Raw genomic sequence first — 12,488 nt, 5'->3', positions numbered from 1 at the left:
AACAGGTGGCAGGTTTTCATGGCCCTGGGTGGCTGGTTTTGATGGCCCTTGACAGCCGAGGTAACAGGCGATCTTTAGCTGCTAATTAAAGAAACAAATGCCGATGTCACTTCCGTAATGCTGCCGTCTGTCAATGCAGATCCTACTTCAGAATAATATTTACCCTCCGGTTTGTTTTATGACTTTGTATCGTTATAAAATTGAACTATAATGAATATATGCATGGTGCGTAATAATATAATTTATTTTTGTTCCAAAACTTTAGTATTGAAATGCAAGGTGAGCTGCCATATCTTTGCCTTCTACTGATGAATAAGGAGAGCCAATACAAAGATGAATATACTCTTGATTGAAGACAGCAAAGGTGATATTATTTTAATTGATTCGGCGTTCGGGGAACTTGGGATCAGCTATAGTCTTACTGTAAAAGAAAACGGAATGAAAGCCTTAAGTTATATTGATGAAGCGGATTTGGGAAATACAGAGCTGCCGGATTTCATCATACTTGACCTGAATCTGCCGTATATAAGCGGATTCGACCTGCTGCAGCAGATAAGACAAAGCGGGAGACTGAAAGATACACCTGTAATCGTTTTCTCTTCATCTGCAGAGGGAAAGGATAAACTCAGGGCGCTTGAGCTTGGGGCTGCGGCATATTTCACCAAGCCGGTGGACTATAACGCCTATATTGCCACTGTCGAGAGTTTCCTGGGGATCGTTAATATATAAAGCCCCGCAATTTGTCAGGGGCCGGTTATTTCAAAAGAATAAATTTCCTCGCAATATTTAAGCCCTCAGATTCAAGCCTGTAGAAATAAACGCCTCCGGGCAAATTGCTTCCGTCAAATCTTACGCTGTAGCTTCCGGGAGCCTTCTCTCCCTCTGCAAGTATTGCAACCTCTCTTCCCAAAAGGTCATATACAGCAAGGGTGATGCCTGCAGTCCTGGGGACTTCATAATTTATAACTGTTGAGGGGTTGAACGGATTTGGATAATTCTGACTTAAAGCAAAACCCGACGGGAAAGGGCTTGCTGTGTTTTTTACATCCGCAATGACCCTCTGACGCAGCAGATCCCAAAGCTCCTGCCTGCTGCCGTCGTATCCAAGCGCCCACATCCCGATTCCTTTCAGGTTTTTGGAGGCTGCAAGATTGTATTTCAGTGCGGTGCTTGTATCTGTGTCGAACCAGTTCTGGACCCACAAAGTATCCTGCTGATAACAGTACCATGGAGTACTGGATTGACTATCCCACTTAAGTCCATAGACTGGGGCCTTCAAAACGTTATCGCTGTAAAATGTGCTTCTGATATAGTCAACAGCTTTGGAATATGAAGAGCTTGTTCTGACCAGCCAGCTGTTTCCATAGTACGGGACTCCAAGAATTAACTTATTAGCATAATTCGGAATGACCGCTCCGTAACCATATGTTGCAGAGGCCAAAGCCGAAGTAATATTGTTCGTCTGGCTGCTTCCTGTAAGCGGAGCGCATGGCCCTGAAGTTGAACTAAAGCCCCCGTAAAAACTATATCCCATAATAAAAATGTAATCGCATGCCTTTGCCAGTCCTAAAAGGTCCCATCCTCCCCAGTTAATGACAGGCCCTGCAAAGGAAACTTCCTTACCCGGGAAGGCTGCATGAATTGAATCAGTAAGTTCCGCCATAAAGCTGTTGATGAGTGAGCCGCGGTCGGCTTTATTCAGCCCTTCAAAGTCAATATTTACACCATCCAGGGAATATTGCCTTATTGTATTTTTAATGTTGGAAAACAGGTTCTGCTTGCTGGAGGCAACGGAAATTATCTTGTTTATCTGTGAACCGGTAAAATTGGTAACGCACATTATTACCTTAACGCCGTGTGAATGTGCCTGATTGATTACATCTGTCCAGGGCCATGGGTTTGGGTTTTTAAGTCTTCCCAGTGTATCCGCTGGAAAATCAAAACATGCTAAATGGGTTAAAAGATCGTACTGAAGGTAACTTTTAGCTGAAGCATACTCCCAGTCGGGGAGATAGCCGAATACGGCAGTTGAAGTTTGTGTTCTGTTAAACTGAAGAGGAATAATATCGCTGCCGTCTTCATTAAACGGGCTCTTTTTTAACTGCTGGCTGCCGAACTCTTTTTTGTGGAGTTCGTGGACAGAAAGGGGCTCCTGGCTGAAAGCAGGAGAAATAAATGAAAGTATTAAGCTAATAGCTAAAAGTACGTTTTTCATCGGCGGAGGATAATTTATTATGTTTCAGCAAATATATAATTCTTTTACGTAAGAATTAAATTTTTTTTGTGCAAAATTGAATGGATCATAACGCTTTATTTTCCCCCTGAAAAAGCACGGGATTATCCTTAGCATAATTTTGTAATCGGAAATATTAGTATTTTAGAGCGGGCATTATTATCCATTCAGGGGGAGACATGAAATCTTCAGGCAATATTAAAATCTTTACAATCGGCTTTACAAAGAAAAATGCTGAAAAGTTTTTTAACCTTCTGACTGATAATAAGGTAAAGAGGGTAATTGATATCAGGCTCAACAACACTTCACAGCTGGCGGGGTATGCCAAGGCAGAAGATCTGAAATATTTCTTAAAAGCTGTTGCCGGAATTGAATATACATATCTTACTGAACTGGCCCCTACGCAGGAAATTATGGATGAGGCTAAAAAGAACAAGGGCGACAGGAAGGTCTTTGAGAAAAGTTATATTGCGCTTATCTCCAAAAGGAAAGTCGAGCAGATGGATATTAAGGAGCTTCTTGACGGTTCATGCCTGCTCTGCAGTGAAGACAGGCCCGATGAATGCCACAGGAAGCTCGCCTCTGAGTACCTTAAGAAGAAGTGGGGGAATGTTGAAATTGTACATCTCTTCTGAGGAGCTTCTCAAAAGCAGGGGCTGAAGGGAGTTTTACTCCACAGCCCCCATAAATTCTGTTCTACAGCAGATTGCTTGCAACCTCGGCAAGCTGGCTTCGTTCACCTTTTACCAGATTTATGTGCGCAAAGAGCTCCTGCCCTTTCATCCGGTCCACCAGGTATGTGAGTCCGTTGGACTGGCTGTCGAGGTAGGGGGTATCTATCTGGTATATGTCCCCTGTAAAGACAATCTTGGCCCCTTCGCCTGCGCGCGTAATAATAGTTTTCACCTCATGCGGCGTCAGGTTCTGCGCCTCGTCAACAATAAAGAATATATTGCTCAGGCTCCTTCCCCTAATGTATGCCAGCGGGGCAATAAGAAGCTTTTCATTCTGTATCATATCGGCAATGCGCCTGAGCTCGGGGCTCTCGGGCTGGAATTTTGTCCTTATTACGGACAGGTTGTCCCAAAGGGGCTGCATATAAGGATCCAGCTTGCTTTTTATGTCGCCCGGCAGGTAACCTATATCATTATTGCCAAGGGGCACTACAGGTCTTGCAAGATAGATCTGCTGGAAAGACCGCCTTTGCTGGAGTGCCGCTGCAAGGGCAAGGAGAGTCTTGCCTGTTCCGGCCTTGCCCGTAAGGGCCACAAGGGCAACTTCGGGCTTCAGGAGGGCGTCCATGGCAAATATCTGCTCCGCGTTCCGGGGTTCAATGCCGTAGGCCATGGGCTTATTGACCCTTTCAAACTGATCGTTCTTCTGGTTGAAGTGCACCAGCGCGCTTGAGCTGCGGTTCTTAAGTATAAAATACTGATGCGCAAGCGGAGTTACAGGAAGGGAAAGTTCTTCTTTCGGCACAGAATAGGGCTCATCATAAAACCTGGCAATTACAGAGCTGTCGAAGCCATCGCACTGCTGCCAGCCGCAGTAAAGCTCGTCCAGGTTCCTTATCTTTCCGGTTTCGTAGTCCTCGGCCTGAAGCCCTATTGATTTGGCTTTCATCCTGAGGTTTATGTCTTTAGTAATCAGAATGACCTGTCTTGAGGCATGCTTTTTCCTCAGCTCATCTGCAAGTGCAAGAATCATGTGATCGGGCATCTTCTGTATGAATGCGTGATTGACCAGTTCCGACTGCGGCGGGCTGACCTCTATAAAGAGGTGGCCTGAACTTTTCCCTAAGGGGAGGCCTTTTGTAAATAGCCCCGGGCCGGAGATATCATTAAGCTCCCTTATGAACTCCCGGGCCTCATAGTTTATGGAGTCGCTCCCTTTCTTGAAATTATCCAGCTCTTCCAGGACCACAATCGGTATAACTACGTCATGCTCCTGGAAGTTGTATATGCAGGTGTGATCGTAAAGTATCACGTTTGTGTCTATGACAAAGATCTTCTTTTGTTTTTTTGCTGCCATAGCTTAAGACCTCATTTTAGAGACATATCCCTGTTCTCTTTAATATATGGCATGGGAAGTTCTATAGCAAACCGGATTGCCCGCGGGGGAATTGCCATGCACGGCGTCACATGGGTAAAAAAAATGACTGGAAAAAAAGGCCCGAAACGTCTTTTTTATCAAAAGAACAGGTTTAGTCCTGACAGAAGGATACTATGTCTTACAGATTCAGAAAGGGGTAAGGGTTATGATGAAGCTAAACATGAAAAGGACAATGAGAAAAGCCCGGAAGACTATGAACAAAGTCGACTGGAATAGAACAGCCCACAATATGACTTCAATTGCCGGAACAGTCGGGGGAGCCATTGCACTTACAAGAGCAATAATGCAGCACAGAAGGTTTTTAAGGCCCCGTAAATGGTATAATGTTTCAAAGGCTGCCAAGATCGGAGCGGCTTCAATTTCCATCCTTGCCGGAGGATTGAAGTTATTCAACGATAATTTACCCGATCAGGCTAAAGAGATCAAAAACCAATACAGGCATTATTCCAGGCATTACAGGAAGATGCTGGCATTCTGAGAAGTTAACTTTTACCTGAACAATTCTTCTGGCCGGGGTATTCCCGGCATTAAATTCCTGCAGGCACTTCCGGCTAATAAAAATTGGGGTGGTCAATGAGGAAAATCCTGGTAGTTGAAGACGATAAGATGCTTCTTGGGCTTATAAGTGAAATTCTTTCAAGTAACGGCTTCAGCTGTCTGGAGGCCGGGAACGGGAAAGATGCCCTTGCGCAGTTTTACAGCGAAGGGGCGGATCTTATAATCTCCGACGTGCTCATGCCCGTCATGGACGGCTATGAAGTCTTAAAGGAGATAAGGAAAAATACTCTTATCTACGTGCCTTTTATTCTGCTTACAGGAAAGTCCGAAAGGTCCGATTTCAGAAGGGGGATGGAACTTGGGGCCGACGACTTCATTTCAAAGCCTTTTACTGAAGAGGAACTCCTGGGAGCCGTTCAGGCACAGCTCAGGAAATGGGATGCCTTTAATTTAATCCATTTCCAGGAAAAAACGGGCTACAGAGGTGCCCCGGAAGGAGAAGAGTCCCAGGTAAAGAGGCTCGACCTTAACGATCATATTCTCCTTACGGTGGATAACCAGCCCAAAATACTGAAGGTAAACGACCTGAAATGCATTTCCGCATTGGGGGATTACACAAACGTTTTTACTTCAGAGGGGAAATTCATTGTAAGAAGGTCCATGAAGGAATGGGAGGAGATACTGCCGAAGAAGTTTTTTATCAGAATACACCGCTCTACAATAATTAACCTCGATTTTGTGGATAAAATAGAGAAACTGCTTAACCGCAGCTATAAAGTTTACCTGCAGAATATTCCCAAGCCTTTCATTATAAGCAGGCGCTACGGGAACAAGTTTAAGGAGAAATTCAGCTGAAATTCAGCTGAATAGCAGTTGAAAAGTGCGCTAAAATCTCAAAAAAGCCTCTAAGCCTTGCATAAATACCGCTTATCCTGCAGAATGAGCCTTTAGTCGATTATACATTGAATTTCCATCACATTTCATTCATCTTAAAAATAGACGGTGATGATAATGATTTTGTTCTGACGTGTAATGTTAAGCTGTTGTGTGTAACCTAAGATTGATTGATTGTTTTTATCTCTCATGCTCAAGTAATAGTTCTTTTTCATGGCGACCCCTCAACCCCATCGAATGTCTACGGATTGTCTTCGGATGATTGTTGTAATTCGGTGGGGTTTTTTATTTTTAAATGGGGCGTTTCCCATCCATACTTCAGAGCTGAAAAATTAGAACTTATCGGATTATATGCTTATCTTTAAGCCTCAATGAAAAACACCTTTAGATATCATTTTAAGAATACGGCTCTTCTTGCCTACCCGGTAGCTATAGGGCAGCTGGGGCATGTAATGATGGGCGTTGTGGACAGTCTTTTTGTGGGCAGGCTTGGCGCCGTGCCTCTTGCCGCGGCATCAATTGCAAACAGCCTTTTCTTCCTCATTTTTGTCATCGGACTTGGTGTTACCTTTGCCATTTCACCTCTTGTTGCCATTGCCAGCAGCGGCGGGCGTCTGAAGGAATGCGGCCTTATACTCTGTAACGGACTGGTAATAAACGTCACTGTGGCATTTCTTCTTATTGCAGTCATTCTTGCGGGTTCCGGCTTCTTAAAATATCTTAACCAGCCTGAGGACGTGGCGCGCCTGGCTGCGGTTTACATCAGGATAATAGGGCTTTCAATTCTTCCAATGATGATATTCCAGACTTTCAGGCAGTTTACAGAAGGGCTCAGCATTATGCGTCCTGCAATGGTAATAAACATAGTGGCTAACCTTGTCAATGCTTTGGGCAACTGGGTGCTGGTTTTCGGCAAACTGGGTCTTCCGGCGCTGGGTTTTGAGGGCTCGGCACTTGCAACTTTACTGACGCGAGTCTTTATGGCAGTTGTCATGACGCTCTATGTTCTTCGTTCAGTACGCTTCAAAAAGTACGGCCTTAACTTCGGCATCAGGAAGCTGAATGCCGCCATATCCCAAAAGATACTGGGGATAGGGTTTTCGAGCGGATTCCAGTACTTTTTCGAAGTAGGGGCTTTTTCATCTGCTGCTGTTATGATAGGCTGGATCGGAACGCTCCCCCTGGCAGCGCACCAGATCGCCCTTAACCTGGCTACAATACCTTACATGGCCGCTACGGGCATTTCTGCTGCCGCGGCAATCAGGGTTGGCAGTGCAGCAGGGCGGGGGGATGTTTCAGAAATCAGGCGTGCAGGCTTCAGCGCAATAATACTTACAGCGCTCCTGGAAGTGGTCTCGGGCCTGATATTCGTTTTGTTCAGGGATTCCCTCCCATCTTTATATATAAATAACGCACAGGTTATTGGAATTGCCTCCTCGCTTCTTATTATTGCCGCTTTCTTTCAGATCTCCGACGGCGTTCAGGCAGTTGCACTCGGAGCATTAAGAGGAATTACGGACGTTAAGGTCCCGACTCTGATAACTTTTATTTCCTACTGGGTACTGGGGCTTCCTGTGGGGTATCTCTTTGCCTTTTATCTGGGTTTCGGCGTCAGGGGCGTCTGGTTCGGTTTTATTGTTGGACTTACGGCATCGGCTCTTCTTTTAACCTCACGCTTTCATTTCGGCAGCAAAAAAGCGTTATTTTACGGATAAAAGGCCCGTTTTCCATAAGAAAAAAAAGAAAATAATTACCTTTGCCTTAGTTTGCCATTTTATTTATTTTCCCCATCGACCGAAACTGGAGTTTATTAACAACTATCCCCACGGGTTAACAATGAAAAAGAAATTGCTTTTATTATTATTATTTGTTCTGCCTTTCGGCCTTATATTTCCGCAGAGCAGCTGGATTAGAATCAATCAGCTGGGCTACCTGAACAAGTCTGTAAAAGTGGCTGTTCTGGTAAGCAAGGAGAACTTAAATGTAAAGTCTTTTGAGCTTTGCGATGCCATGACAGGAAAAAGCGTCTGGAAATCAAAGAGTGTAAAGCCGTACGGTAATTATGGCGCATTTGCAAGCTCATTCAGGCTCAATTTTTCCGATTTCAAAAAAGACGGAGCCTACTACCTGAAAGCAGGCGATGTAAAGTCACCTTCATTCAGAATCGGCAACGACGTTTATAATGGCACGGCAGACTTTCTCTTAAAATATATGCGCCAGCAGCAGTGCGGATATAATCCTTTCATCAAGGACAGCTGCCATACGCATGACGGGTTTATCATTTTCCATCCCGATCCCAAAGTGGATTCAACGCATATTGATGTTGTAGGCGGCTGGCACGATGCTTCGGATTACCTGCAGTACGTTACAACTTCTGCAAATGCCGTTTTCGACCTCATGTTTGCCTATGAGCAGAATCCCACCTCTTTCGGCGATGAATACGATAAGGACGGAAATCCCGGAGCAAACGGCGTTCCCGATATACTCGACCAGGCAAAATGGGGTATGGACTGGCTTGTTAAGATGAACCCGTCCAAGGACATGATGTTCAACCAGATTGCAGACGACCGTGACCACGCGGGCTTCAAGATGCCGAGCCAGGATCCTGTTACTTACGGCAAGGGCAAGGAAAGGCCTGTCTACTTCTGTACCGGAGAGCCGCAGGGCGTCTTCAAAAATAAAAACAGGGCAACCGGCATCGCTTCAACCGCAGGAAAATTTGCTGCTGCTTTCTCAATGGGAAGCGAGATCTTCAGCAAGTACTACCCTGAATTTGCCAAAGTGCTGAAGACGAAGGCCGTTGAGGCCTATGAACTTGGCGTTAAGCATCCCGGAGTCTGCCAGACCGCTCCATGCGTATCCCCTTATTTTTATGAGGAAGATAACTGGGTGGACGATATGGAACTGGCTGCCACACAGCTTTACCAGTATACAGGGAAGAATTACCTTAAGGATGCGGCCCAGTACGGAAAACAGGAGCCTGTCACTCCATGGATGGGCGCCGATACGGCAAGGCATTACCAGTGGTACCCCTTCATGAACCTGGGGCACTATTACCTGGCAAAAAGCAGCGATAAAGCGATTGCAAAGGAATTTACAGCTGACTTCAAAAAGGGAATTGACAACGTTTACCAGAAGGGTAAGAGCAATCCGTTCCTAATTGGAATTCCTTTTATCTGGTGCTCAAATAACCTGGTAAGTGCCATGCTTACACAGTCGCACCTCTATTATACACTGACTAAAGACGCTTCCTATCAGGAAATGGAAGCCGGGCTTCGCGACTGGCTTTTCGGCTGCAACCCCTGGGGAACCAGCATGATTATGGGACTGCCAAAGAATGGCGATAACCCGGTAGACCCGCACTCTGCTTTTTCTGCTGTTTACCACATGCAGGTTGATGGCGGACTGGTGGACGGCCCGGTTTATACTTCAATTTTTAACATGCTTAAGGGCCTTACGCTCCACGAACCGGACGAATATGCACAGTTCCAGAGCAAACGCATTGTCTATCACGACGATTTCGGCGATTACTCTACAAATGAGCCTACAATGGACGGAACGGCAAGCCTGACTTACTACCTTGGCGCACTCCAGGCCGAGGGAAACAAAGACCAGGCAGGCCTCATAAAAAAAAAAGTGAAATAATCCTGGGCGGTGTTGTCAGGACGGACAAAACGAAACGTGAAATCCGCCTGGTATTTACCGCACACGATAAAGGAGAGGGAGGAGAGATTGTTAGAAGTGTCCTCAAAAAACATAACATTAAGGCCTCCTTCTTCTTTACCGGGGATTTTTACCGCAACAGCAAATTTACGGCGTTTATAAAAGCCCTTAAAAAAGACGGACATTACCTAGGGGCCCATTCAAATAAGCATCTTCTCTACGCTCCCTGGGAAAAAAGGGACTCACTCTTAATAAGTCAAGAGGACTTTGTTAAGGACCTTAGGGCTAATTACGCCGAAATGGAAAAGTTTGGTGTTAAGAAGGAGGATGCAAAATACTTTCTGCCTCCGTTTGAATGGTATAACGAGGAAATAAGCCGGTGGGCAAAAGAGCTGGGGCTTGAGCTTGTAAATTTTACGCCCGGCACAAGGTCCAATGCCGACTATACTTCGCCTCTGGTGGATAAAAACTACGTTTCAAGCGACGACATTTATAAGAGCATTATGAACTTTGAAAAGTCGGACAAAAACGGCCTGAACGGCTTTATTCTGCTTACTCACATAGCAGCAACCGAGGGTAGAAAAGACCTTTTCTACAACAGGCTTGACAGCCTGATTACAGAACTTGAAGGAAAAGGTTATACCTTTATGCGCTTTAAATAAAAGGTTAAGATTAAAGAAAACCCCGCTTCTTTTTTCAGAATGCGGGGTTTTTTATTTTACGGTTTATTCTTATCCTAAAACAGTTTTTTTAATGCATAAAACCTTTATCACAATTCATATTTTTTAGATTGCTTTTCTCCAAAAATTCTATGAAGTTTAAGCAGAGAATATTTGTAATAACCTGAAACGGATAACTTATAGTCTGATGCCGGTTTTCTTTAAGGTTTCGACTGTTATGTAGTTTTGATTCCCTAAGCCTGTTGGTTAAGGCGACCTTTATTTTCTGAATTTGACTTTATTTTCCCCATGTATACAAGGAGTCAATATTATGAAAACGGCTGTGAGAATTGCTGCATTCGCTTCAGTTCTTTTCTTTATCACTTTCCTCCTCAGCAATGATGTATATGCCGTAGGTGCACTGTTTGCCCGCCCGCGCTTCAGCTCCCAGGAATATTCGAAGATGTGGATCAAGAAGGTTGACGTAAAAGTCGACATTCAGGAGCAGATATCCGTTACACATGTTGACCAGACGTTCTACAATGAGCTGAACAGTTCGGTTGAGACTGTTTATATCTTTCCTCTTCCTGAAAACGCTACAGTTTCGCAGCTTGTTTACTGGGTAAACGGCCAGCGCTTTGAAGCCGAAATACGTGAAAGGGCAGAGGCTGTAAATGATTACAACCAGCACCTGAGGCAGTGGCTCGATCCGGCACTTCTGGAATATATGGGCAATAACCTTTTCCGCCTCAGTATTGTGCCCGTTAATGCGCAGTCGGAGGTGAGAACTGAAATTACGTACGTTGAACCGCTGAAGTATGATTTTGGAATGGTAAAGTATAATTTCCGCCTCAATACTCTGGGGCTTTCCTCAAAAGCTCTTCAGACGGTTACTGTTAACGTGGAAGCCAGTTCCAAATACGATTATAAAAGCTTTTCCTCGCCCTCGCACGGCAATTCAACTGCCGCCAAACTTACAAAGTTTGCTGATAACCATTATCAATTCTTCTACGGCGATGAAAATTTTGTCCCCGATAAGGATCTCTTAATTCAGTTCCAGACACAAAGGAAAGAAATTGAATACCACGGGCTTACATTTAAGCCTTCGCCGAAGGATTCAATCGGGTCCGACAGCTATTACGCCATATGGATAAGCCCTCCGGACAGTCTTGCCGGGGATGAATTAATCCCTCAGAATATAGTTTTTACTGTGGACGTTTCCTCCAGCGTTTACGGAATACGACTGGAGAAGATCAAAGAATCGCTTAATAACTTCCTGGCTCTTCTGGACGCGTGCGATAAATTTAATATTGTGATATTCGGGACCACAGTGGATAAATTTAAGCCCGACCTGGTAACGGCAACCCCTGAAAATATTCAGGCGGCAAAAGATTATGTCCTGAAGCTTTATGCCGTCGGAATGACGAACATCAGCGGCGCCCTTGCAAGCTCCCTTGCCCAGAGTTTCGGCGATTCCACCTCGAATTCAATTGTATTTCTGACTGACGGATACCCCACATGGGGCGATACAACAAATACTGCAATTTTAAGCAGTGTAAAAGAGAAAAACACCAAAGGCGTCAGAATATTCTCATTCGGCGTGGGCGATGAGGTTAAACGTTCGCTTCTTATAAGCCTGGCTGAGGAAAACCACGGCTACAGCAATTTTATAACATCCAACGACAGTATTGCGCTCGTAATTAAAGATCATTTTATGAGAATTGCCAAACCGGTGTTGACAGATATCAGTCTGGACCTTGGCGGACTGCAGGTTTGGGACCAGTACCCAAAGACAATAGGCGACCTGTTCTGGGGCAGCCAGCTAATGCAGGTGGGCCTTTATAAAACCGGGGGCAACTGCATCGTTACGCTGAAAGGAAAAATCCGCTCAAAGGACGTTGAATTCAAGCAGCAGATAGATTTTCCCGATACCCTGGGCGGCCACAGATTTGTGCCCAGAGTGTGGGCTAAGAGTAAAATTGACTACCTGATGGACCAGATAGGAATATTGGGTCAGAAAAAAGAGCTCGTTGACCAGGTAGTTGTACTCAGCCTCCGCTATCAGATACTTACGCCTTATACGGCTTTCTATGCCGATCCTTCAACCGGCGTTAAAAAAGAAGGCAGCCTCAAGCCGGATAATTTTGCTTTGGAACAGAATTATCCAAACCCCTTCAACCCGGAAACCAAAATAACTTATTCGCTGCCTATGGGGCGCGCGGCATACCGCGTTGTTATAAAAATCTATAATGCTTTAGGGCAGCTTATCTGCACGCTCATCGATTTGGAACAGGCCCCCGGCAAATATACCGTAACATGGAACGGTATGGATGCAGGAAATAACCTGGTCCCCAGCGGTGTGTATTTCTACACTATACAGACCGGGGAGTTCCAGCAGACACGCAAAATGGTTTTAATGCGATAAAAGT

10 protein-coding genes are annotated in these 12,488 nt (G+C 45.0%); 8 read left to right on the top strand and 2 right to left on the bottom strand.

The window, feature by feature from the left end:
• Positions 1–333 precede the first annotated feature (333 nt).
• Positions 334–729: a response regulator gene (locus HF312_01760; GenBank protein MCU7518910.1), complete on the top strand. Its 396-nt coding sequence runs from the start codon at positions 334–336 to the stop codon at positions 727–729.
• A gap of 25 nt (positions 730–754) precedes the next feature.
• Here HF312_01760 and HF312_01755 read toward each other — a convergent pair whose 3' ends face one another.
• Positions 755–2,215 (bottom strand): T9SS type A sorting domain-containing protein, encoded by a 1,461-nt coding sequence (locus HF312_01755; protein ID MCU7518909.1) that lies wholly within the window; start codon positions 2,213–2,215, stop codon positions 755–757.
• Positions 2,216–2,412: 197 nt separating this feature from the next.
• On the opposite strand from HF312_01755, the gene HF312_01750 reads away from it, so the two are divergent.
• Entirely contained in the window at positions 2,413–2,868 is a 456-nt protein-coding gene (locus tag HF312_01750; protein MCU7518908.1) for a DUF488 domain-containing protein, read from the top strand.
• Between the two features lie 61 nt (positions 2,869–2,929).
• On the opposite strand, the gene HF312_01745 is transcribed toward HF312_01750, so the two are convergent.
• The gene (locus tag HF312_01745; protein MCU7518907.1) at positions 2,930–4,264 is read right to left on the bottom strand and encodes a PhoH family protein; all 1,335 of its coding nucleotides are present in this window, start codon (positions 4,262–4,264) and stop codon (positions 2,930–2,932) included.
• A gap of 226 nt (positions 4,265–4,490) precedes the next feature.
• Here HF312_01745 and HF312_01740 point away from each other — a divergent pair, with 226 nt between their 5' ends.
• From HF312_01740 to HF312_01715, 6 genes are all read left to right on the top strand, one after another.
• Positions 4,491–4,823: a hypothetical protein gene (locus tag HF312_01740; protein ID MCU7518906.1), complete on the top strand. Its 333-nt coding sequence runs from the start codon at positions 4,491–4,493 to the stop codon at positions 4,821–4,823.
• 95 nt (positions 4,824–4,918) lie between these two features.
• Positions 4,919–5,698 carry a response regulator transcription factor gene (locus HF312_01735; protein ID MCU7518905.1) on the top strand — a complete coding sequence of 260 codons (780 nt, stop codon included), beginning with the start codon at positions 4,919–4,921 and terminating at the stop codon, positions 5,696–5,698.
• Positions 5,699–6,108: 410 nt separating this feature from the next.
• Positions 6,109–7,452 carry an MATE family efflux transporter gene (locus HF312_01730; protein MCU7518904.1) on the top strand — a complete coding sequence of 448 codons (1,344 nt, stop codon included), beginning with the start codon at positions 6,109–6,111 and terminating at the stop codon, positions 7,450–7,452.
• Between the two features lie 121 nt (positions 7,453–7,573).
• Positions 7,574–9,382, top strand: coding sequence for a glycoside hydrolase (locus HF312_01725; GenBank protein MCU7518903.1), 1,809 nt, complete (start codon positions 7,574–7,576; stop codon positions 9,380–9,382).
• A complete protein-coding gene (locus tag HF312_01720) occupies positions 9,379–10,062 on the top strand; it encodes a polysaccharide deacetylase family protein (protein ID MCU7518902.1) in 684 nt (227 codons plus the stop codon). The genes HF312_01725 and HF312_01720 overlap by 4 nt, the downstream gene beginning before the upstream one ends.
• 328 nt (positions 10,063–10,390) lie before the next feature.
• The gene (locus tag HF312_01715; protein MCU7518901.1) at positions 10,391–12,484 is read left to right on the top strand and encodes a VWA domain-containing protein; all 2,094 of its coding nucleotides are present in this window, start codon (positions 10,391–10,393) and stop codon (positions 12,482–12,484) included.
• The last annotated feature ends 4 nt before the right edge of the window (positions 12,485–12,488 follow it).

This window comes from Ignavibacteria bacterium (assembly GCA_025612375.1).
Taxonomy (GTDB): domain Bacteria; phylum Bacteroidota; class Ignavibacteria; order Ignavibacteriales; family SURF-24; genus JAAXKN01.
This window is presented reverse-complemented; position numbering and strand designations above follow the sequence as displayed.

Excerpts from the sequence above, each read along its gene's own strand:
- HF312_01760 (MCU7518910.1), top strand. The coding sequence starts at position 334 with ATGAATATACTCTTGATTGAAGACAGCAAAGGTGATATTATTTTAATT.
- HF312_01755 (MCU7518909.1), bottom strand. The coding sequence starts at position 2,215 with ATGAAAAACGTACTTTTAGCTATTAGCTTAATACTTTCATTTATTTCT.
- HF312_01750 (MCU7518908.1), top strand. The coding sequence starts at position 2,413 with ATGAAATCTTCAGGCAATATTAAAATCTTTACAATCGGCTTTACAAAG.
- HF312_01745 (MCU7518907.1), bottom strand. The coding sequence starts at position 4,264 with ATGGCAGCAAAAAAACAAAAGAAGATCTTTGTCATAGACACAAACGTG.
- HF312_01740 (MCU7518906.1), top strand. The coding sequence starts at position 4,491 with ATGATGAAGCTAAACATGAAAAGGACAATGAGAAAAGCCCGGAAGACT.
- HF312_01735 (MCU7518905.1), top strand. The coding sequence starts at position 4,919 with ATGAGGAAAATCCTGGTAGTTGAAGACGATAAGATGCTTCTTGGGCTT.
- HF312_01730 (MCU7518904.1), top strand. The coding sequence starts at position 6,109 with ATGAAAAACACCTTTAGATATCATTTTAAGAATACGGCTCTTCTTGCC.
- HF312_01725 (MCU7518903.1), top strand. The coding sequence starts at position 7,574 with ATGAAAAAGAAATTGCTTTTATTATTATTATTTGTTCTGCCTTTCGGC.
- HF312_01715 (MCU7518901.1), top strand. The coding sequence starts at position 10,391 with ATGAAAACGGCTGTGAGAATTGCTGCATTCGCTTCAGTTCTTTTCTTT.